The sequence below is a fragment of the Candidatus Zixiibacteriota bacterium genome (genome assembly GCA_035380245.1).
In the GTDB taxonomy this organism is placed as follows: Bacteria; Zixibacteria; MSB-5A5; order GN15; family FEB-12; genus DAOSXA01.
The window spans coordinates 25,171-48,224 of the sequence record DAOSXA010000003.1 but is presented as its reverse complement, the minus strand read 5'-3'; the positions used below and the strand labels follow the sequence as shown (position 1 = coordinate 48,224).

At 53.4% G+C, this 23,054-nt stretch carries 20 protein-coding genes; 8 read left to right on the top strand and 12 right to left on the bottom strand.

All coding sequences use genetic code 11. The features are described 5' to 3' along the window. The 5 genes from PLF13_10595 to PLF13_10575 form a co-directional block, all read right to left on the bottom strand. Window positions 1-1,680, bottom strand: coding sequence for a 4Fe-4S binding protein (locus tag PLF13_10595; GenBank protein HOP07726.1), 1,680 nt, complete (start codon window positions 1,678-1,680; stop codon window positions 1-3). Beyond that, window positions 1,680-2,633, bottom strand: coding sequence for a DUF362 domain-containing protein (locus PLF13_10590; GenBank protein HOP07725.1), 954 nt, complete (start codon window positions 2,631-2,633; stop codon window positions 1,680-1,682). The genes PLF13_10595 and PLF13_10590 overlap by 1 nt, the downstream gene beginning before the upstream one ends. 90 nt (window positions 2,634-2,723) lie before the next feature. Beyond that, the gene (locus tag PLF13_10585) at window positions 2,724-3,959 is read right to left on the bottom strand and encodes a PD-(D/E)XK nuclease family protein (protein HOP07724.1); all 1,236 of its coding nucleotides are present in this window, start codon (window positions 3,957-3,959) and stop codon (window positions 2,724-2,726) included. Window positions 3,960-3,980: 21 nt separating this feature from the next. Further along, a complete protein-coding gene (locus PLF13_10580; protein HOP07723.1) occupies window positions 3,981-5,036 on the bottom strand; it encodes a glycosyltransferase family 2 protein in 1,056 nt (351 codons plus the stop codon). 148 nt (window positions 5,037-5,184) lie between these two features. Then, a complete protein-coding gene (locus tag PLF13_10575; protein HOP07722.1) occupies window positions 5,185-6,228 on the bottom strand; it encodes a hypothetical protein in 1,044 nt (347 codons plus the stop codon). Between the two features lie 182 nt (window positions 6,229-6,410). Here PLF13_10575 and PLF13_10570 point away from each other — a divergent pair, with 182 nt between their 5' ends. The 7 genes from PLF13_10570 to PLF13_10540 all read left to right on the top strand — a co-directional run bounded on the left by PLF13_10570 (window position 6,411) and on the right by PLF13_10540 (window position 15,395). Beyond that, window positions 6,411-8,897, top strand: coding sequence for a TIGR03960 family B12-binding radical SAM protein (locus PLF13_10570; protein ID HOP07721.1), 2,487 nt, complete (start codon window positions 6,411-6,413; stop codon window positions 8,895-8,897). 9 nt (window positions 8,898-8,906) lie between these two features. After that, a complete protein-coding gene (gene rsmB, locus PLF13_10565; protein HOP07720.1) occupies window positions 8,907-10,268 on the top strand; it encodes a 16S rRNA (cytosine(967)-C(5))-methyltransferase RsmB in 1,362 nt (453 codons plus the stop codon). Between the two features lie 57 nt (window positions 10,269-10,325). Next, complete coding sequence (locus tag PLF13_10560; GenBank protein HOP07719.1) at window positions 10,326-11,135, top strand: PASTA domain-containing protein; 810 nt, start codon at window positions 10,326-10,328, stop codon at window positions 11,133-11,135. Window positions 11,136-11,193: 58 nt separating this feature from the next. Next, complete coding sequence (locus PLF13_10555) at window positions 11,194-12,315, top strand: hypothetical protein (GenBank protein ID HOP07718.1); 1,122 nt, start codon at window positions 11,194-11,196, stop codon at window positions 12,313-12,315. A 138-nt stretch (window positions 12,316-12,453) separates the two neighbouring features. Then, window positions 12,454-13,680 (top strand): pyridoxal phosphate-dependent aminotransferase family protein, encoded by a 1,227-nt coding sequence (locus PLF13_10550; protein ID HOP07717.1) that lies wholly within the window; start codon window positions 12,454-12,456, stop codon window positions 13,678-13,680. A gap of 6 nt (window positions 13,681-13,686) precedes the next feature. Further along, on the top strand, window positions 13,687-14,814 hold the full coding sequence (locus PLF13_10545; GenBank protein ID HOP07716.1) for an N-acetyltransferase: 1,128 nt from the start codon (window positions 13,687-13,689) through the stop codon (window positions 14,812-14,814). Window positions 14,815-14,852: 38 nt separating this feature from the next. Further along, window positions 14,853-15,395, top strand: a complete 543-nt coding sequence (locus PLF13_10540) for a hypothetical protein (protein ID HOP07715.1) — start codon at window positions 14,853-14,855, stop codon at window positions 15,393-15,395. Here the strand turns inward: PLF13_10540 and PLF13_10535 are convergent. The 6 genes from PLF13_10535 to PLF13_10510 form a co-directional block, all read right to left on the bottom strand. Further along, window positions 15,392-15,901, bottom strand: a complete 510-nt coding sequence (locus PLF13_10535) for a macro domain-containing protein (protein ID HOP07714.1) — start codon at window positions 15,899-15,901, stop codon at window positions 15,392-15,394. The two genes, PLF13_10540 and PLF13_10535, sit on opposite strands and share 4 nt — an antisense overlap. Then, window positions 15,901-16,506, bottom strand: coding sequence for a phosphatase PAP2 family protein (locus PLF13_10530; protein ID HOP07713.1), 606 nt, complete (start codon window positions 16,504-16,506; stop codon window positions 15,901-15,903). The genes PLF13_10535 and PLF13_10530 overlap by 1 nt, the downstream gene beginning before the upstream one ends. Continuing rightward, window positions 16,499-17,419, bottom strand: a complete 921-nt coding sequence (locus PLF13_10525; GenBank protein HOP07712.1) for a PfkB family carbohydrate kinase — start codon at window positions 17,417-17,419, stop codon at window positions 16,499-16,501. Before PLF13_10525 ends, PLF13_10530 begins: the two co-directional genes overlap by 8 nt. Continuing rightward, window positions 17,394-18,026, bottom strand: a complete 633-nt coding sequence (locus tag PLF13_10520) for a YigZ family protein (GenBank protein HOP07711.1) — start codon at window positions 18,024-18,026, stop codon at window positions 17,394-17,396. The genes PLF13_10525 and PLF13_10520 overlap by 26 nt, the downstream gene beginning before the upstream one ends. A gap of 6 nt (window positions 18,027-18,032) precedes the next feature. After that, a complete protein-coding gene (locus tag PLF13_10515) occupies window positions 18,033-18,938 on the bottom strand; it encodes a DNA-processing protein DprA (GenBank protein ID HOP07710.1) in 906 nt (301 codons plus the stop codon). 64 nt (window positions 18,939-19,002) lie between these two features. Continuing rightward, window positions 19,003-20,529, bottom strand: a complete 1,527-nt coding sequence (locus tag PLF13_10510; protein HOP07709.1) for a hypothetical protein — start codon at window positions 20,527-20,529, stop codon at window positions 19,003-19,005. 179 nt (window positions 20,530-20,708) lie between these two features. Here PLF13_10510 and PLF13_10505 point away from each other — a divergent pair, with 179 nt between their 5' ends. Further along, entirely contained in the window at window positions 20,709-21,575 is an 867-nt protein-coding gene (locus PLF13_10505; GenBank protein HOP07708.1) for a tetratricopeptide repeat protein, read from the top strand. Window positions 21,576-21,824: 249 nt separating this feature from the next. On the opposite strand, the gene PLF13_10500 is transcribed toward PLF13_10505, so the two are convergent. Then, a complete protein-coding gene (locus tag PLF13_10500; protein HOP07707.1) occupies window positions 21,825-22,931 on the bottom strand; it encodes a hypothetical protein in 1,107 nt (368 codons plus the stop codon). Window positions 22,932-23,054 lie beyond the last annotated feature (123 nt).

Sequence of the window (23,054 nt, the reverse complement as noted above, 5' to 3'; positions counted from 1 at the left end):
TCAACCGTCGGCGAGCGGCTGTTTATTCCTTTCAAGAAGAATTTGATTCTCCCGCGAGCGCGACTCCCCCACCGAGGTAACATATACCGCCGGACGGTCAACCACGGGGCAGGCGAATTCGCAGGCGCCGCAGCCGGTGCAGACCGCAGGATCGACGTGCGGTCGCTTGACTTCCACCGATGAGCCTTCGCGGTCGGATACGGTTACCGTCTCCAGGTAGATCGCCTTGGGGGTTGTCGGACACCATTCCTCGCATACGATACACGGTCGCGCCATTCCCCAGGGAAGACAGCGACCATGGTCGATAAATGCCGTCCCGATCCGGTTCGGTTCATGTTCGGCATCACCGACTTTTTCACCCTGTGTCAGGTGCAGGATAGCCCCGGTGGGACAGACCTCACCGCAGAGAGTACAAGTAGGTTCACAATATCCGATACGCGGAATCAGAATCGGCGTCCAGATCCCTTCCAGACCAGATTCGAGCATAGTAGGGTGCAAGGCATTGTTAGGGCATACCCGCATACATTGTCCGCAGCGAATACAACGCGAGAGAAAATCCGCTTCCGCCACCGATCCGGGCGGTCTAATAAGCTTCGGATTGGCGTTTACCTCAAAAGCATCGCCGCTGCGTAACAACGGCACGGCTGCCACTCCGGCGGCAATAGCAACAACCGTTTTACGACGGGAGATATCGATTTTCGGCTCGGTCGCAGGATTCTCCTGTTCATCTTCCTGATGCGGGAAAAACTTAAATTTGAGTGATCCCTGCGGACAAACCGCCTGGCAGTTAAGGCACAGATGACATTCCGCCTGTCGCCATTTGCGGCCGATCTCGGGGTCGTCTCCACCCTGACAGGCAAGCACACATAGCCCGCAATGATCGCAGGTACTTTTATCTTTGACCAGTCCGAAAACGGCAAAGCGTGAGAACAAACCCAGCAGCGCCCCCAACGGACAAATGCCGCGACACCAGAAACGAGTAATAAAGCGATTGGCTATCAGAATCAGTCCGAACAGAAGGGCAATCGTCAAAATGCCGTGGAAATGCATCTGGCGGAAGTTCAGCAGCATCGGTGTGATCAAATCGTATACGAACTGTGCCGCAGCGGTCAACGGCGGCCAGCCTAACGAACTCACCCAGCCCAGTGTCCCTAACGCGGCAGTGTGAACGGTCGGCAGCACCACCGTACCCAGCGACCGCGCCAGCAACGGCAGGGGATCGAGTAAACCGGTCTGAAGCGATCCGAACAACGCGGCCGCCAGCATGAAAAAGAGCAGGTAGTATTTGATCCGCTGGTACCAATGATACCGATTCGACTCGATTTTTCCTTTACCGCGTCGCTTGCGTCGTTCCGAGGTCAGCTCCGAGCACCAATGATTGAGTGTTCCCAAAGGGCAGATCCAGCCGCAGAAAAACCGCCCGATGAAAATGGTCGGGATCAGAATCACCAGCGACCACAAGAGTCCTTTGTACAGGGTGCCGTTGGCCAGCAGTGTCGACAGAGCCGTTAGCGGATCGAACTCGAGCGCGATCGACACCGGATAAGGCAGAATAATTCGTCCGGTGCTATCAACCTGACTCCCGACATCGAAGTTGGTCCTGAGAATAAGCCAGAAAAATAACCCGAAGAAAAAAATCTGTGAAGCACGACGAAGATTGCGAACGGTGCGGATATTCATCAGACAATCTCTTTGTATCCGGACAGATTATAATCGACCTGCCCCAGGCCGCTTTTCTCAGCCAACACGATATGCCCTACCTGTTCACCGCGTAATCCAAGGAACTCCGCCCCACGCGAGTCGGCCGCAACCGGATCGGTAGCACAGATCACTGTGTTTTCGATTGCGACATCATCGAGCGAGCCTCCCTGCGGTCCCCCCCGAAGCAGAACGCGGGTGGCATCGACCACCGTAAGCGTAGGATGACAGAAATTGGCCAGGTCGACAATCGACTGGTCGATCTTCTGATGCAGTCGGTTGCGAGAACCGCCAAGTATTCCGTAGAGGTTTTTCAACCCAATCGTGCAGGACGGCAATGAATGCTGTTTAACGATCGGCATATTGATCAGCCGGTCCGTCTCCAGGAAATACTTGAGAACCGGCCAGGAGGTCAACATCTCTCCACCCAGATCGACTGTTATGAAGTCCTCATCCGCTTCCAGATGTACGGTCGCCCCGGCCTTTTCGGCCGCTTCCTTGATGCCGGAGCGCAGAAAACAGCGCCTGGGATCATTGCAGGTAACATCCGCCACTATCACCGAAGCCGCTCCCGCTTCCAGACAAAGCCGCACCATTTCACCCACCAGCAGCGGATTGGTATCGGCCGCCTGGGCCGGAGCGCGATCCCAACCTACGTTCGGCTTGATCGTTACCCTTTCTCCGCTCTTAACGAACCGCTTGATTCCGCCGATAGCATCGAGCGAACGTCGCAACGCCCGAGTATGATCCTCGTCCCGCACCAGCACTACTCCCGGCAGAGATTTATCCTGAGCGATGGTAAAATCGGCACTCCTCAGGCGGGGCTTTTCATAGCTTAACACCGGTCGATTATGGAAAAATAAGGCCGTCGCGCCCGAGACCGCGGTCAAAGCAACCGCTTTGGAGGTCTTGATCAAAAACTCTCGTCGCTTCATTCGCACCTCTGAAGGCTTCAGCTTCGAAGGTTATGGCTCAGCAGTAATATAGGATCAGTGATGATTGGTCGCAAGCCCCCGTAGTTGCGTTCAGTCGGCGTCCGGCTCACTTTCGGCTTTGTGGTATGCTCGAACCGTCGCTTGTTCTTCCTCTATAACGAACGGCTTCAGAGCCTCCAGGGTTGTCGTGTCCAACCGTTTAGGGGCATAGCCTTCTTTCATCAGCGCTCGGGTATCGACAACGAGAAATTCATCCAGCGGTAAACTGCGCACGATCCGATTGAGTTGATGGAATTTTTCCTCATCCCGCGTTTTGGTAATGAATTTTTCGGAACGTCGAATCGATACTTTAACCGTTCCCTTTTCTCCCTGGAGGGAGCTCAATCCCTGTTGCCGGGCTATGTCGGCAAGCTCCTCCTTCAGCCCTTCCTTCTCGGTCTTGAGACGCTTCTCTTCTCGATCCACTTCAATGAATCGGCTGGCGAGACGGTAGATATCTTCCGGGGTTCGCTCCGCCGGGGATTTTTCCTCGATCTCACCATTGAGCAACAGCTCGTGCCGCTTAGCCGGACAGATCAAACGAAAATCGCAATAGTCGCATTGCCAACCCTCTTTGGTCGGGAAATCATCCAGACGAGTCGCATCGAGCACGGTCACGATCAGCGTGCGGAGTTCCTCATTGATCATATCCAGTTCATCCGGTCGCATTCGATATCGCACCACTTCGTTGCGCCGCAGAAAATACTGGGCCAGCTCGACTTCTTCGATATCCGGTCGCGCTTGCTGCACCATCAACTGGTATATGCCCATCTGGTAAAAAAACGCCTTATCGTGAGGATTGGCCACGGTCTGACCGGTCTTGTAGTCGCATATCTCCACCAAGCCGTCATCACGTCGCCAATAGCGGTCGATATATCCCCGCAGGTTAAAATCAGTTCCGGGGATTTCGTAGGTCAGGTAAGCCTCAGTCCCCATCAACTCGCCCTGATCGAACGGCTGAAAAGCCTCGTAATGCTTATTCAACATGTCGCGGCCGAGACGGATGAAATCATCGATAGCGTAATACTCCTGCCCCGCCACGATCGTGCTACGGTCGTACGCCTCCCATTCCTTATCGTACAATTTGAGCATTTCGTCCGGTGGAATCAGGACACCGTCGGCACCGCATTGATAGAGTCGTCGTAAAACCCGATGGACAACATCCCCGAGCACCAGGTTGGCCGAGGATGTTTTTTCGACCGGAATTTTATCGATATAATGGAAACGATAATGCCTCGGACAGGCCGTGAACATGTTCAGCTTGCTGTAAGAAAACATTCGACTCATGATCGTCTCCCCTGCCGAGTGCTAGATTAAATTCATGTCGAGACCGGATCGAACGCGCGGTTTTTTATCCTTGCCGGTCAGATGCTCATACAATCCGCGCAGGAATCCTACTCCCAGCCCGAAATGCACCGTAGGAAATATAATCGGCCCGTAGATCAAACAACCGCTGTGATCTTCCTTGTGCGCCAGCCAGGCCGAATACAAAATTACGACCAGCACGTACAAACCGGCCAGGGTTCGGAACCAATGCGCCGCCCGTGACGACACCAGCGCTCCCAGCAACAACAACACGAACAGCGCCACACCGGCGCCGGCCAGCCATTGGACCAAAGAGAACTCATTATGCTTCTGAGCGAAAAGGAATCTTCCCCGGCCGTAGCGCATCATCTGTTTCCACAGTCCCGAGATAGTCTTGCGAGGATAGTAGAACACCTTGAGCTTGGGTGAAAGGATCGACTTCAGATTCGCCAGCTTGACACGGAAGTTGAAATCGACATCCTCGCAGGCGTCGAACCGCTCATCGAAATAGCCGATCTGCTCGAATACCTCGCGACGGTACATCGCTCCGGAAGATGTCGGATCGACTTCAGCCTCATAATCGGCGTAAATTTCCGATCCCGGTTTGTGCCCCAGCGATGAAGACCGACAGATCGCCACGGCTTTTTCAAACTCGCCGATGTCGGGGGGATCGAGCGGCTGCGGTCGACAGAGACAAGCGGCCTGTTGCTGTTCGAACAAAGCCACCATATCCGAAAGAAGGGTCTTCGAAGGGATATGACAATGGCCGTCGAGTACGATAATGTACGGAGCGGTGCTGTTCTTGACGCCAACATTGCGCCCGGACGAAGGAAGTCGGCCGGGATTATCGAGAATTTTCATCGAGCCGAATCGCTCTCGATACGATTCAGCGATTTCACGGGTGCGGTCGGTTGAACCGCCGTCGGCGAGTACCACCTCGACCTGATCCATCCGGAAATCCTGTTGATAAAGCTGGTCCAACGTGCGAGCGAGGTATCGCTCCTCGTTGAAAACCGGCATGACTACGGCTACTTTATATGTCGATTCATTGTCTGTCATGGTCTTAATCCCGTTTGATCGGTTCGATGATAGGGATCGTCTCGAACCGGGACAACTAAAAACCGCCGCCTAATTATTAAGGCTGCGCTCTCACTTATTCGGGAACATCAACTTACTCTTAGGGAGATTTATTTCCTGGGGGATTCTTTCAGTGGTCGGTCTCTCGCACCAACCTCAAAGCTGCCTGGCGTGAGCAAGCCGCCAATCGGGTCACTTCCGGCGGTGATTCGATCAACTCGATCAGGACATCGGCCAACTCACCCGGATTGTTCGGGTCCACCGGTCGATACCAGTCCGGCCGCTCCATGAAACTTCGCGCCCAGACACTATCGGTCGACACGATCGGCAAACCGGATTGCAGCGCCCTGGTCACCATCCCGGCATGATCGCCGCCGAGAGAAACATTGAGGAACAGGTCGGCTTCGGCCACACTCCGATGAATATCCTCAACCAGGTAAGCATCAACATAAGTAATACCCGAGACCTGCTCGTTACGGCAGAGACGGTCAACCTCACAGCTGAGGTCATCGAGCATAAGCAGGGCCATTTCAGCCCTGGGGTATTTAGCCTTTACCAGACGAAAAGCCTTGATTAAACCGGTCAGATTAACCAGATCCCCGCTGTAAGCAGGCACCAGCAAACGCGGCTGGACTCGTTCGATGGAACGAACCGGATAAGCGGCGCTCATCGAAGCCAACGGTTGCGCCTTGGCGTTGATGCCCCGACGTCTCAACCAGTGGGACTCTTCGGGGCTGTTGACCAGGATTTCATGGAATTGTTCCAAAACCATCAGATCCAAGAATCCCGGATTTTCGAGCAGGGTGTAGAATCTCGGCGCTCGCAGGTCGAGACGGACAAACCGACCGAAAAACCTGCCCAGAATCAGGGGTAAAGCGACGGATTGTATCAAAGCGCTTTCCCCCGATGGAATCAGGCTGATCGGTCCTGAATCGAGAATGGACCGGCGCAGACTTCGAACAAACAGCCAGAAGGGATCAGACTGTTCCAAAGTCAACAGCCGGTAATCGTCTGATTCGACAACCGCCAGCGCTTGAATGACCTCTTCGGTCTGACCGTCACGCCGATAATCGGGGACAACCACCAACAGCGGCCGGTCGGACAGGTTTTCGGCCTGATCGGGAGCGACTCTATTCAGTAGAGCTTGTCTGATTGTCGATTGTAAACTTTCCATCTCAAATACACCTGACCGGATTAACCGGGCTCTCATCTGCTTTTACAACCCTGATCGACATAAGTTTGGTAATTCCTGACCCTTTTCGGACAACTTCACGCTTGCGCCCATGAAGTCGAATCCTTATATAGGGTAATCATTTACCGGAGGGTACGAAGCACATAATGGGCATGTTGGATAACTTGGACACAACATTTTTTTCTCACGTTATCAAACCGGGGCGATATGCCGGTGGAGAACCCGGACAAATAGTCAAGAATCCGCAGGGACGCGTCAACTATCTCCACGCTTTCCCCGATAAATACGAGTTGGGACAATCATATCTCGGTCTTCAGACTCTCTATCATGTCGTCAACAGCGATGACCGCTTTTTAGCCGAAAGAGTTTTTGCTCCCGATCACGATGCCGAAGATCTTATGAGAAAAGAGGGGATTCCTCTCTTCTCGCTCGAGTCTCATCGGCCGGCGCGGGAATTCGACGCTATTGGATTCACTATCACCTACGAACTGGTTTATACCAACATCCTCAACATGTTGAATCTGGCCGGTGTCCCCCTCCATGCCGACCAGCGCTCCGAAACCGATCCCATCATCATGGGTGGTGGACCGGCCGTGTATAATCCGGAACCGTTGGCTCGCTTTTTCGATCTGTTTTTTATCGGAGACGCCGAGGAAGGCCTCCCTGAAATGCTGGCGGTATTGCACGAGTTTAAGGGTCGTTCACGTGAGGAAAAACTAAGGGCTTTAGCCGGGATCGAGTCAGTCTATGTGCCGGGCTTTTACGACGAGAAACTTCAGCCTAAACACGAGGGTGTTCCGGCAACGGTCAAAGCACGCCTTATGAAACAACTCCGACCCGAATTTTATCCGCCGTATCCGCTCGTGCCGTTGATAGAAACCGTTCATTCGCACCTCGGTGTTGAAATCATGCGCGGTTGTCCGCAGGGTTGTCGATTCTGCCAGGCCGGCCCGATGTATCGTCCGGTGCGCACACGCCCGATTGCTGATATCATGAATCAAATCGAGACGCAACTTCGCAACACCGGTTACGAAGAGATCGCACTGGTTTCGCTATCGTCATCCGACTATCCACAGATTGAGGAACTCGTTCGCACCGCCTCCAAACGGCTGGCCTCGCGTCGGGTTTCGGTCTCATTCCCGGCGTTGCGCCCGGGATCGATCACACCGTCGATGCTAGACGCCATCAGCACGGTCCGTAAATCCGGTTTGACCATCGCTCCCGAGGCGGGCACCGAACGTCTGCGGACGTTCATTCGCAAGGATTTCCCGGACAGCGCTATCTACGACACCGTACGCATCGCTTTCGACAAGGGCTGGACCACGATCAAACTCTACTTCATGGTCGGGCTGCCGACCGAAACCGACGAGGATGTCATCGGAATCGCCAATATGGTGCAGAAGATATTCGAAATCGGTCGCGAGTATCCCGGGCGTACGACGGTCAATGTAACGCTCTCACCGTTCGTGCCGAAACCACATACTCCTTTTCAATGGGACGCAATTACTCAACCTGATGAAACTTTGCGTAAGATTCATTTAATCAAGCACACCTGCCGCACCAAAGGAGTGAATTTCAAATACCATGCCGCCGAATCAGCGGTGCTGGCGGGTATGCTCGGACGGGGTGGTCGTGAGGTGGCCGAAGTAATCGAGGCCGTGTACGATTGCGGTTGCCGGTTCGACGGCTGGAGTGAGAATTTTGCCCCCGATATCTGGTTCAGGGAGTTTGCCCGTAAAGGAATAACGATCGAGTCCGCCTCCCGCCCGATTCCGTTCGAGGCCCCTCTTCCCTGGCGTTTTATCCGCAAAGGTGTCTCGGTCGAACATCTCAAAGCGGAACGGCAACGGACCTCGATGCAGCTCAAAGAATACATTCCCAAATTCGATCCAAACCGGAAGAGTGATTACGTTTCCGAGCCACAATTCGGTCGTACTCCCAGAAAGGTAGTGAGACGCGATTCGACTACGGCGCCGACCAAGAATATGCTGCGACTGCGCTGGGGTAAATCGCCCCGTTATCGCTATATGTCCCACCTGGACAACCTGCGTCTGATCGAACGTTGTATCCGCCAGGCCAAGATGCCGGTTGCCTACAGCCAGGGATTCAATCCGTCCATGAAACTGTCGTTCGGTCCTCCTTTGCCGCTGGGATTCACTTCCGAGACGGAGTTTACCGACATCACTCTGGAATCGAATCTTATGCCTTACATGGTCGAGAACCTCCAGGCCGCGATGCCGGAGGGATTCGATATTCTCGAGGCCCGGGCGGTTTTCGCCAGGAGTCGCTCGCTGTCGTCGGCTCTTAATCGTGTTCGCTACACGTTGAATCTGGACAGGTTGCCGGACGTCAGCGACTGGGCCGAACGGATCAAACGAGTGCTTGAAGCCGAAACCGTTAATTACGAACGAACTCGAAAAGAAGAAACTAAAGTTGTTGATATACGCCCCGCGATTTACGATCTCAAAGCAGAGAATGAACAACTGATAATGGTTCTGGGACTCGGCGACGGCGGGTATACCCGACCGACCGAGGTCCTGTCAGTGCTCGCGGACAAACCTGAATCTGAGATTTCGGGCCTGCCGTTTCACCGCAGAGAGATGTATCATCAGAGCCCGGACGGTCAGATCGTAAATGCTATGGACCTGTAGCCGATGACAATGCCATACCCGAAGAAAAAGAATGACCGCCGTTTCGATTTCGTTCGCGCTGCTGCGGTGAAAGCGCTCGTGTTGATCGAACAGGGAGAACAAACCGATATCGCCGTTACCGAGGTTATGTCCGAGGGACAATTCCGTCCGATTGACCGGCGTTTTCTGATGCAGTTGGTCAACGGCGCCACCAAAATGCGTCGCCGTCTCGACTATGAATTGAAATTCTATCTCTCGCGGCCTTCGGCCGACCTGCCGCTAAAGCTATCGAACATTCTCCGTCTGGGGCTTTATCAGCTCCGTTTTACCGATCGTATTCCGGCCGCGGCCGCCGTTTCAGAATCGGTTAATCTGGCCAAACACATGACCGACAAATCCCGGTCCAGTCTGGTCAACGCCGTCCTGCGCGCCAGCATCCGCGAACCCGACAAGGTTCGTTTCGCCAAGCCGTCCGAAAACCCGGTAAAATATCTCGGGGAATTTTACAGCTACCCGGATCATTTCATCGAATACTGCCTGCGTGAATTCGGCTTCGAAGCAACCGAGAAACTTCTCCAGGCCTACAATGAACCTCCCTCGGTTACCTATCGCGTCAATTATCTGAAGTCGAAACCGGACGAGGTCGCGCGCATTCTTCAGGACAACAACATCGACTTCAGCTACGGCAAATACCTTCCGGAGTTCATTCATGTCGCCGGGGGCGGTCTCCCGCTGGAGGACGAGTTGATCAAAACCGGCAAGGTGTTCGTTCAGTGTGAATCCTCCGGTCTTCCGGTGCGTCTGCTCAATCCCCGTCCGAACAGCAATGTGATCGACCTCACTGCCGCACCGGGCGGCAAATCGACTTACATGGCTATCCGCATGCGCAATCGCGGTCGGGTAACGGCGCTCGACAAATCACACCAGCGACTCACCGCCCTGGTCGAAAACGCCCAGCGCCTGGGGATTAAGATCATAGCCCCGGTAGCCTGTGATATGATCGATTTTGACGGCGGCGAGTTCGACCGTGTTTTGCTCGATCCCCCCTGTTCAGGATGGGGCACCGCCGGCAAAAACTCTGATCTGCGCTGGTCCAAATCTCCCGAAGACACGGTTAATCTGGCTAAAATACAACGTCGCATGATCGACAAGGCCGCCGCCCTCGTTAAGCCCGGCGGGGTGCTGGTTTATTCGACCTGCACGATTATTCGCGATGAAAACGACCAGATCATCGAGGAGTTCCTGTTGCGCAACAAGGAATTCGAGATCGACTCGGCGGCGGAATTTTTCGGCGAGGACCTGGTCAACGAGCGGGGTTTCGTAAAAACCTATCCCAACCATCCCGAACTGGACGGCTCTTTCTGCGCCCGCCTGAAGCGAAAACTCCGTTGATCGCGCATCCTGCTGTTTATACTTGTTTCACTCCGTTTCCGGATATAAACTGTCTCCATGCCACAGTTAAGACCGTCGAACATCCGACGCGACCGTGATCGTCGCACCGGCTTCCTGTCGGAACAACTTCCGTTCGGTAGCCTGAAACGGCACATCGTCATGCGCGGCGTGGTCCCGTTGTTGATCCTGATCCTGATCGTGTTGATCTTCGACAATGTCGTTATGCCGATCGTTACTCGTCACGGCGATGAGTTCCCCCTGCCCGATTTAACCGGCCAGCGCCTGATGGAAGCACAACTGGTCCTCGATGATCTCCATCTACGATATGAAGTGGCATCCGAAGAATTCGCTCCCGGCAAACCGGCCGGTGAAATTTTAGGTCAGATTCCTATCGGCGGCACCGAAGTCAAAATCGGCCGCACCATCAAATTCGTCGTTTCGCTGGGAGAGAAAATGGTTGCCGTGCCCGATGTCGCCGGTTTGTCGGTGCGTCAGGCACGCCTCGATCTGGAAACGGCCGGGCTCAGTATGGGTGACATCACCTGGGCTTTCTCCGATACGCTGCCCGAGAAGGTGGTCGTTCTTTCGTATCCACCGCCCGGGACCGAAATAACCAGCGGTTCGCCGGTCACGCTCATGGTTAATCGGGGACGTTTTGCCGATTTCACCTATATGCCGCAGTTGGTTGGATTACACCTTGATGTTGCCCTGAAGAAGCTTGAAGAAAAATCTCTCAAAGCTGGTGTAATCACTCGCCGACTCGATGATTCCTACCTGCCTCAAACGGTTCTGGAACAGTCGGAACCGGAGGGAGCCGAGCTTGATCCCGGTACGGAAATCGACCTGGTCGTCAGCACCCTGAATTGATTGCATTCCCTGCTGAAGCAGGGACAATGATACTCATCAGTTTTACGGAGGAATTGACATGGTGCGCCCTCTGATTATTGGTGTTGCTTCGTTCCTGTTCGCCTTATATCCGGTCGAAGCCCGACTGGTATCCGGTAAGGTGGGAACATCCGGCCCTTCAATTTACGCTTTCATGCCTGCTTCGACCGCCGCTCTGGGTCTGGGGCATACCGGCGTAATAACCGTCGCCCCCGGTTCCGAATGGGCCAATCCGGCGTTATCCATCATGAGTGACAGTAATGAGAGATGCACTCTCTACGGTACGCCGTTTGGGCTCACTTACCCGGAGCTTGACGACGACGCCTCTTACCAGCACTATTCTCTAACCTATCGCCTGAAGGTGGCCAGTCTATGCGGGTATCCGGTACGACTATCGACATCGTTTGCTCACACGCGTTATACATCGGGTCTGTATCTGGAAACAACCTATGACGGTTATGCCGGAGGGACCTACCGAGAGAAAATCCGTTCGTATCAGGTATCCACGGCTTTGGCAACCGATTTTGGCCCGGAAATAGCCCTGGGCGGAACAGTGCGATATATAACTGAGGACCTGGCCGATTGGGATGTCTCCGGCTGGGGATGCGATTTCGGCGCCATGTTGCGTGCCCCGTTAAGCCGATGGATCGGTGGTAATGAGGCGCCGGTGCTCATTCGCCCGGCGGTTGCCGTTGCCTGGAATAATATGGGGCTGAAATTCGATTTAGAACCATTTGGAGAATTTGACTCCCCAACCAACCGTTCGATGGGAATCAGCCTTGAGATCGCCGCACTTGACCGCAACCAGCCTTTTATCCAGAAGACGATAGGACTGACAATCAACTACAGCGGAACAAAACTACTCAATGTCAACGACAGCACCAGCTATGGAGTCGGGGCCGAATTATGCCTTGTCGAAGCACTGTATTTGCGCCTGGGCAAAGCCTTTTATCATCCATACGAACCGACTACTTACGGTTTCGAACTGGATAGTGACGGATTACGGATGCTCCTGGCTTCATTATCAGACCATGAGGCAAAAAAATGGTTAAGCGAGCAACTATCAGGTCGGCATATAAGGTTGTCCATCGCCTATTCCACACATGGCGGCGATACCGTTTTCGATGACGGCTCGCTTGTCAGTATTGCCTTGAAGTATTGACCTGGGTTTGCTTAGTCGTTGATTCTCAAGCGCTTCACGACAGAGCTGGAAACATGCGCCAATAAGCTATTTTCTTGACTTTGTACGACAAAACCGTTTTACTCCGAATGCTGTTTAATCACTTTGAAAGGAGCCGCATTGTCTTCTGACGAGAAGGCCGGAATCGCTGTTCCGGACCTGTTTGAGAAATGTTTTCGGTATACCGATCCTCAGGACGTACAAGCCCTGGGCGTCTATCCTTATTTCCATCCGATCCAGTCCGCACCCGGCGATGAAGTCGTTGTCGATGGTCATAGATGCGTCATGGTCGGATCTAACAACTATCTCGGCCTGGTGAATCATCCCAAGGTCAAAGAAGCCGCTGCGGAGGCGGCCCGGAAGTTTGGCTCTGGTTGTACCGGATCACGGTTCCTGAACGGTACTCTCGATCTTCATGTAGAACTCGAGGAACGTCTCGCCAAGTTCATGAAGAAGGAAGCAGCTCTGGTCTTTTCGACCGGATTCCAGACCAACCTCGGCACCATATCGACCCTTATCGGAAAAAACGACGCGGTTATCATCGACCGCCAGGATCACGCCTGTATCGTCGATGGTGCTCGGTTGTCATACGGAAAAGTCTACAAATTCGCACATAACGATATGTCCGACTACGAGCGTGTCGTTCGGAATGTCAGGGCTAACGGCCTGCGCGGCGGCATGATGGTCGTCGTTGACGGTGTTTTCTCGATGGAGGGAGATATCATCAATCTGCCCAAACTGGTCGAGATTTCTCAGGCCAACGGTGTTCGGGTTATGGTCGATGACGCCCATTCGATCGGCGTCCTCGGAGAAACCGGCGCCGGCACAGCCCAGCATTTCGGATTGATTAACGAAGTTGACATCACCATGGGGACATTCTCGAAATCGTTCGCCTCACTCGGGGGGTTCATCGCCTCCAGCGCCGAGGTTATCAACTACGTCAAACACACCGCTCGCGCCCTGATCTTTTCGGCATCAATTCCCCCGGCCAATGCGGCGGCGGTCCTGGCCTGCCTCGATATTATCGAGTCCGAGCCGGAACGGCGTGAGAACTTGTGGAAAAATGCCCGCCGGATGAAGAAAGAGTTCCAGAATCTGGGCTTCAACACCGGTCATTCGGAAACTCCGATTGTTCCGATCGTGATTGGCGAGGATATCGAAGCGTTTGCCTTCTGGAAAGCTCTTTTCGACAACGGCGTTTTCAGCAATCCGGTAATTTCCCCAGCCGTACCGCCGGGTCAGGCGATGATTCGCACTTCCTACACGGCTACGCATACCGACGAACAACTGGATCGAGTGGTCGAGGTGGTTGCACGTGTCGGTCGGGAAAAGGGTTTGATTTCGTAACTTATCATGGGCAAGATTGACATTGTCGAGGTCGAATCCTCATCCGATCTGAATCGGTTCATCGACTATCCCAATCAACTCTATGCCGGCGATCCGAACTACGTTACCCCGCTTAAAATGGAGCGGAAAGCGTTTTTCGACACTCGCAAAAACCCGTTTTATCGTTTAGCCAAAACCAGGCTGTTTCTGGCTGAACGCGATGACCGTGTGGTCGGCCGCATCGCCACCTGCATCGACTATAATTATATCGACTTACACGAAGAACAAGTGGGCTTCTTTGGATTCTTCGACTGTGAGGACGATTACGAAGCCGCCTCCAGCCTCCTCAAGGTTGCCATGATCGAATTAAAGCGGCAGGGAATGGAAAAGATGCGCGGACCGTTCAATTTCTCCACTAACCATGAGTGCGGTTTTCTGGTTGACGGTTTCGACTCTCCGCCGGTGATCATGATGACCTACAATAAGCCATACATCCCTCGCCTCGTGGAGAAATTCGGCCTTAAAAAGGCGATGGATCTACTGGCTTATAAAATGACCAAGGATTCCCCGGTATCCGATCGCATTCGTAAAATCGCCGCCAAACAACAGGAGCGCTCATCCGTTAAGCTGCGCTCGCTGGATATGAAAAACTTCAGTGAGGAAGTCGAAAAGGTTCGACAAGTATACAACCAGGCCTGGCAACACAATTGGGGTTTCGTCCCCCTAAGCGAAGAAGAGTTCGACCATATTGCCGCCGATCTGAAACAGGTGGTCGACCCGGATTTAGTTATCATCGCCGAGCACGAAGATAAGCCGGTCGCTTTCCTCATGGCCGTACCGGACCTGAACCAGGCGTTAATCCATCTGAAGGGTCGCCTCTTTCCCATCGGAATTTTTAAGCTCCTCTGGCATACGAAAATTAGAAATAAAGTGAACGGTGTTCGTATTATTACTATGGGAGTAATACCGGAATACCAGAAGCGCGGCATCGATTCCATGATGTACATCAAATGTTACGATACGGGTTTAGGCAAAGGCTATCAATGGGGTGAAATGTCGTGGATTCTCGAAACCAACGAATTGATGCGTAACGCTGCCGAGCAGCTCGGCGCGGTGCTTTACAAGAGATATCGCATCGTTGAAATGCCGCTCTAGCCGGGTCGGATGTCAAGCTCTACGCCAGAGGAAGAAGCATGTATAGATTAAGCAAACTAATCATTGCCCTCACCCTTATCATCATCGCCGTTTCCTGTACCAGCCGTTATCGGCTGGACATGTCAATGACCTTCGAAGAGATCACCAACAAGGTTAAGATAAAAACTACGCAACTCGTTATGGATGCCGTTCTGGGGGATCCGATGGGGCAGGATAAAGTGACGCCGGGACTGGGAGATGTCCTCGTTGTTACTTTCACCTCACGGCTGCGATCTCTCGGCGATACCAATATGCCGGGATTACAGTTCGATGAGAACCTAACAGCTATGCTTTATCTGGAACTGCCGACCAGACGCAAGGCTCCGACCACTCTCGAACTACCGGGTAACGCCCTGATTCATGTCCTTGGGCGCTACGAACAGCCCCGTGAGGCCAAGGTTTTCCTGCCTCAATCCGGGACTGTTGTTATTGATTCGCTGAAAGGGAATAAATCGTATTACACGATTAACGGAGAATTTTCCAACGCTTACGGCACGATGCTCAATATGTCGGGATCGTTCAAAGCCAAAACGGAGAATTAAGCCGGTTTGGTCATCGCCTTCTGAAACGCCTGAAGGCCATACTCATCGAATAGACAAAACTGTACCCGCTCGATTTCCTTACAGAGCGGGCTATATCCTCTGGCCACAGCCGTCATAAGGTTGGCACAGGCAGCCATCGGAAAACCTCCCACCCCCGTCCCGAACGCGGGAAAAGCGATTGACTTGATCCGATGTTTCTCGGCCAGGTTGAGACAAGCCACCGTCGCCTGGCGAATCAGCCGGTCGTTCGTGCGTAAATCCTGACCCATTACCGCTGCGTGAATCACCATCTTATAGGGTAACCGTCCAGCCGTACTGAAAACCGCTTCACCGGGTATGATCGGTCCCTTGCTCATGGCGTCCTTCTCCACACTCTCTCCGCCGGCGGCCTTGATCGCTCCCGCTACCCCGCTGCCCATCCACAGCGCGTTATTGGCGGCGTTGACAATCGCCTCCACATTTGCCCGAGTGATATCACCTTTGACTACTTCGATCGTAAACGGCATCACTTGTCTCCCTTGCTTACATCGGTTGCGCTTTCGGTCGTCAAGCGCATCTCTCTTCGAGCATCCAGTCGGGTCATCAGTAAACCGTGTCCTTTCGCACCCAGCCAGCCGATTCCCCAGCCGAGCGTTGCTCCGGCCAGGACATCGAACGGATAGTGTACGCCAACGAAAATCCGGCTGAGCGCCACCAGCGCCGCCGTCGGCACCAGCCAGTATTTAGCGGTGCGAGTTGTCAACGCAAACAGCGCTGCCTGGGCAAAGGCGTTCGCCGCATGCGATGAGGGCATGGAAAATCCCCCGCCGCAACCTACCAACAGATGCACCTGGCTCAGGACATGACACGGGCGCGGGCGCTCGATCAGTTTTTTCAGAAACTGCGACGAGGTCTGATCCGTCACGGTAAGCACTATTAACGAAACCAGCACCAGCCAGCGCAGGCGACGGTCGCCCCATATCAGGACTGCCAGCATCGCAATCCCATAGCCGATTCGCAACAGGTAGTCCGAGGTCAGAATCGGCATGATAAAATCCGTAACCGGATTAGCCAGGTAGAAATTGACGAAAACGAAGAGTGTTTTGTCCAGCGAATCGAGAAACTCAAGCATAGCGCTTCGGCCGCGAGGCCACAAACCTCCTTACCTGAGTCAGGGTGGGAGCACTCGTTCGGGCGCCCATACCGGTGCATTTCAATGCCGCCGTGGCGGAACCGAACTCAAGACGTGTCAGCAAATCGAATCCGTTCAGCAAACCGTAGATGTAGCCCGCATGAAAGCTGTCCCCCGCTCCGGTCGTATCGACCGATTTTACCTTGTAAGCCCGCGCCTGAGCCCATACCCCGTTCTCGTGTCCGACAGATCCGTCGATCCCTTCCGTGACCACCACCGTCCCGGGACATATTTTTTGCAGTGCTTCGACAGCCTTTCGTGCCGTTCGCTTGCCGGTATAAGCGAAAGCGAAAACATCAGCCACCACTAGTTGATCGACCAGCGGCAGAAGTGCGGAGACATCATTACGAACCGATCCGATATCGAACGAAACAATCACCCCCTTACGATGCGCCCAGCGCGCCAGTTTCAGGCAGGCATCCATATCGCGGCCGTCGATATGCACCAGTCGCGGAAGCGGTAATTCAGACAGTTTTACATCTCCTGCCGTAAGACCGACCGGTCGATGCAACGCGATGGTCCGGCGACCGCTCCCCTGCTCGATGAATCCGATAGCCGCTGCCGAGGCTTTACCTTTTATCCGAGCGAGGCTCACGTCGACTTTCTCGCGGCGCAGTTCCTCGAGCGAAATGCGGCCGAAGAGGTCGTCACCGACGGCTACGATGACGGCCGTCGAGAACCCCAGTCGCGAAAGTCCCACCAGGGTGTTCGGGACTGGTCCGCCGCCTTGTACGCAACTTTGCAAGGCGTCCACCTTCTCCCCCGCTTTCGGCATTCTTTCCACCTGAAACAGCAGATCAAGCGGAACGATACCCAAGCCCAGCACGTCAATCCGGTTCCTGGATTTGCTCAATGACAGCCTTCCCTGCGCTTAACTGTATCAGATCGGAGCGGAAACGGTCAACGTATGAAAGCCGCACCTCCAGTTCGAGGCTGACTTTGTCGCTGAAATCAGCATTGTGCTGAATGACTTCAAATCGCTGCATCAGGCGTATGAGCTGATCGTAAAGCGGAAATTCTATAGTTACTCGCAGCTTCCTGGTGAGAAAACATTCTTTCCGCCCCGATTTATCCAGCACCTGAGCAGCCGCTTCGGCATAGGCTCGCACGAGACCGCCGGTGCCCAGCTTGGTGCCGCCGAAATAGCGGGTCACGACTACCAGAACATCGGTCAAGTCACGACCGCAAATGGAATCATAAATCGGTCGTCCGGCCGTGCCGTTCGGTTCACCATCGTCGGAATACTTGAAGTCGACAGCCGGCGCCAGACCGATCTTCCATGCCGAGCAATGATGAGTGGCATCGTACTCCCGTTTGCGGATGGTCTCGAGTTCGACCAGGGCTTCCTCCCCAGACTTAACCAAATGCGTCTCACCGATAAACCGTGAACCTTTGATCTTTATCTCGGCTTGCGCCCCTTGAGCGATCGTATAGTAGAAATCTTTTCGTCGTATTAGCATCGTCGCCTATACCAATGCCTTGATAATGTCGTCGATTTTATCCAGCCCCTTCATCGGGATCGCCCCACATTCAACCGCTCGCGCCAGACTGGTCTCATCGGTGAACGCCCCGTGTTCGGGATCGATCAGGACAAAGCAGAGTTTGCCGATTTCGGCACAGCATTGCAGCATATCGAGTGTTCGCTCGGAGTCGGAGTAGAATTCGGTAAACACTACCGCCTGCGCCAAAGCGGCCAGAATCCGATTGGAACCGTGAAAACCACTGGCGCCTATCTCCGCTTCAGGAAGATGTTCGGAAATTATCCCCCCCTCGCCGAGAATACTCATCGCAACCGGCATTATCTCATCGGTGGGCAATTCATCGAAACCTGTTTCGAGCACCGCAAACGAACATCCCTTGCCGGAATTGGCTCCGATATGGGCTGCGGCATCGATACCTCGTCGAAGCGTCGATATTATCTGCACCTTTTCCTCAGCCAGTCGGCGGCAGAGTTTTACGGTCAATTCGATCCCCTCGTTGCTGGGATTATCCGTTCCGGTGACAGCTACTCTCTTCAATGCCGGATCGGGGAGCTTTCCGCGCCGGAACAACAGACTGGGCGGATCGTTAAGCTCGAACAGGTTCCCGGGATAGGTATGGTCCATCCGTGAAGTTACCAGGATCTCGCGTTGATTGAGAAGACTCAGGTAGTCGGCAGCGGCATCGAGATTATCAATAACCGACACCAAATCGTCCAGGTGATCCTCGTTGAGTCCCTCGATCTCGGCCAACTGCTCCCGCTCAGCGACAAGGATTCCCGAGGGTGACTCGAATAGCCTCAGAAGTCTGTCCATGAGGCGCGGTTCGACTCTACCATAACGCACCAGAGCGAGCAGGATCACATCAGAGGTATAATCTTTATTAACAGCCATAGACCAATCTTGGTCGGCGGCAGCGCTTTGTCAACCAGTAAGGCGATTGGTGTAGGAATCTGTTTTAATCCGATGTCGGCAGCATCGGCGTCCGACATTGCATGGCGGCATAATATCCCATTTCCGCTGCTCGCTCCCGCAGACGTTGCGCGGTTTGGGTATCACTGACCAACGAAAGGTAGTAATAAAGTGAGGCTTGATTGGAATCAACTCGCACTGCCTGTTCGAAACTGGTTCGAGCCAGATCGGCCTGCCCCATTGACAACAGGAGATACCCTTCGGCAGCATGTAAAAACGAGGCATTACCGATTGCCGCCCGCAGTAAACGTCCGCGAACATGGCTCGCGGCATTTTGCAAGTATCCCGCCAGAACCTCGGGGTAATCCACCCGGTAATAGTCGCTCGTTTCCAGTGTCCGCACGAAAAATTCGATATACTCCACCGAGCTCCGAAAGGTGAGCTTTCCATCGAGAGCCGCCGTTATTATTCGGCGATTGAAATCATCGAATCGATCCGTGCCGGTCCAGGTGGCGTTGGGATGCATTACCGAATATATATCCGAGACGTGAACCGCACCCAGCACATGACCGATCTCGTGGATAAGACTGATTCCGTTGTCAAACGGCAGCCAGTAAAGATCGGGATCGGATGGATCCGGCAGTCCTTCCAGTAACACTAAACGACGCCCCACCTGGGCTCGTCCCAATTCCATACGTCCGTATGCGGGTAGCTCCCCATCGCTGCCAATCGGCTGGTTATAAAGCACCACCGTCAATGTATCACCGTGGTCCGGCAAACGTTGTCGCAACCGGTCGAACAACTCCTCGAACGAACGAGTCGAATCCAATCCCTCGGTCATAATTCGCGGAGGCGACATTTCCAGTCGCCGGCCAAACTGTTCCGACAACGCTCGGGAGGTAATCTCAAAGGTTACGTTGACTGTCTCAAGCCAGCGTCCGGAAAAAGCCCGAAGATACGATGAATCTACGTAAACTACCGTTGGCCACGGTATCCCTGTCGGCGCCAAAGTACTATTCCCCACCGGAAGCGATTCCGCCAGCTTTTTGACTGCCTCGCGCAGGGCGGACTTAATCGGATCAATGCGTTTCCCCCGATGAACCTCATGCCCAGCGGTTGTATCGGTTGTGCAAGCTACTTCGTATCGAACAATGCCAACGGCAAGGTCGGTCGGTTCGATAGAGCCGGGCGGTATTCTACCGTCGGTAAGAGCATAATGAAGGCGGATTTCCAATTCGCGGTCGCAACCAGTCGATAAAGACCGGGTAATTTTCTCCGGTATGACCACCAGTTTACGTTCTGTCCCGGTGCTGGTCGAATCCTGCTCAGGGATAGTTGCCGGATTACTAAAATCAACCAAAGCCATGTCGTATTGGATTTGCTTGACTGTGAGGATATACCGAATATGTTCGGCAACCGCTTCCGAGAGGGAAAATTCCGCCGCGTCGTCGCACCCGGGTTGATGAATACGAACATCGTTTTGAATTAACACCCGCACCGGACCGCGAGCAGGATGGCTTTTTGCCTCGGATCGTACCGGCCAGAGAAGCAGACCAACCCCGATAAACAGCATTATCCGAAGAAGTCCAACTCCGACAGATGTCGTCAGTCGTACTTCTTTATCTTGATGTTTTATCGGACGCGGCGATCTTTTTGGTAAACTCAATCGCATGAAAGTCCTGACAGGTTCTTGAAATGTCGGCTTCATTGCAGTATTATTCCCGAGAATAACCGTTTGGTCAAAGGAATTTTATGAAAAAGCTTCTCCTGTTGATACTCGTCATGACTGTTTTCATCTCATGCAGCCATGAACCACAAACGCTCGATGAATACAAGGCCGCCGGAAAACTGGCGTTCGGCAATCTCGAATACCAGAAAGCTGTGGAGTATCTTTCTCATTACGTTCAGCAGAATCCATCCGACCGGGAGGGGCTGTTCGTTCTGGGTCTCGCCTATCTCCGTCAGAATATGTACGATTCCGCTACGGTGTATCTCAAACGAGCCGATATCCTTTACGCCAAGGATATCGAAATCAACCGGGAGTTATACAACGCCGCCTTCCTTTCGGAGAACTACGACATCGCCCGTAAAGCTCTGCGCACTCTGATAGAGCTCAACGATGTTAAGGAAGAGGATTATCTCGAGGATCTGGCCAATCTCTCGGTCGCAGTCAACGATTTCAATTTCGCCCATTATTATTACGGTAAACTTCAGGATAAATACCCCGACCACGGCGACTGGTATCTTCAGAACGCCAATTCAGCCGCTGAACTTGGCTCGTTGTCCGTCGCAATTGAGATTCTGGACCAGGCAGTAGATCAATTCGGTCCCAAACCGGAGTTTCAGATCAACCAGGGGCTGTTTTTTGCAGCGAAGGGGGATTACAAAAACTCCGAAAAGGTGTTTCGCTCGCTTCTCGCTCGCGACACCGGCAGTGTGCAGTTGAAACTCAATCTCGCCCACACTCTCTCTAAAATGAAAGACAAGGCCAAATTGCGAGAGGCTTATGACATCTATTGTGAGAACGCCTCGGCGTACCCCGTGCCCGGGGGACTGGATACGATTTTGACTCGAATCGAAAACAGCCTCAGCCTGGACTCCACCCAGAGAAAAGAATAAAAAAGGAGGGCAGGATTACGACGAATCCTGCCCAACGCAGGGCTGTCTCATGGAGAGACAGAGGGGGTCTTTCGGTAAGCTTGCCTTCTGGTTCTTAAACGAAAAACTTAAACCAAATGTTCAGTAATTAAGTCGCTGAAAAACGCCATTTCTTACAGGTTTTCACCATTTTTTAGCCCCCGGACAAAGGGAGGGAGCCGGTCGTATGGCTACAACCGGCTCACCTGGCGAGGTACGGGAGGATTGTTCTCAGAATCCATCCTCGGAGTCATCGACTTCCGGTTCATCAGTAGTAGTTATGCAATCCATTTTCCAGCGAGCACTGAAGAAGCCTTTCTTGAACTCCGGATGAGACTTGTATTTACCGCGCAGCATACCGACTTCGTTGCCGTCAGCATCATAAATATCACCGGCAAACCAACCGCCGGCCCGTTGGAGCGCGTGGATATTGGCATGCGGATTAGGATGATAATCCCAACGACCGCGAATCAATCCTGCAAAGCTGCCGTCATTAGCGATCCATTTCCCGAAGAAAACCTTGTCGCCGGTACTGTCGACGCCGAATGAACCTTCGACAAATCCAGTAACCCAACCGTGCCGGTCCGTCCAGAGACCGCTGAACACGCCGTTACCTTCTTCATCAAATCCCCAATTTCCGGTCAGGAAACCACGAGCACAGGGATAATGGTTGAGCTTGAACGCCTGGAAAACTACCGCGTTGGAATCTTCGAGATAAACAACCGTATCGAGCGCTGTTAACTCATCGATTTCGAAGGTCCGGCTGTAAGGACCGGTCTCGAAAGAAACGGTGACCGGTTCGGGAGTTTTCAGCGAATCAACGGTACTGGTATCGGTCGTACCGGCCGGGATATAGATATCAACCGCGACACCGTCATGGTGAACGGAAGTAAATGATACCCACTCCAGTAATTCCGGAGCAGTACGAGTCGGGATATAATCCTGACCGAGTTCGAAACGAATCGTGCGGCGAATCACGATCCCGCCCCGACTGACGGTCAACGAACCGGTCCAGTCGGTCAAATCGGTAACGGTCGAATCATAGTTAAGCATGCCCCACACTATACGCAGATGATAGAGTGAAGCCTCGGCGTCGGTGGTCAGTGAGTCCATTGCCGGTGTCAACAGAATCGGATCATCGTATTCTTCATCGGCCGCAGCCTCCGCCGCCAGTTCCGCATCGCCGAAAGCCGGTTCTTCATCGGTTGCCAGATAACCGCCGAATTCATCGTTAAGATCAAGCGTCTGTGCCGGTTCCGTGGTATCAGTGGGATTGTTGGAACAACCTATCGTCATCAGAAGTCCCAAACTCAGTAATGCAATCAGAAGTTTTTTCATTACGCTACTCCTCAAGCTTCGTAGTCATATTTGCTTAGATCACTCGCATAGTGATACAATATCCGTGCCAAAACCGCCTTCCCCATACAAGCCATTGATTTGTTTAGCATTAGCAGCGTGGCC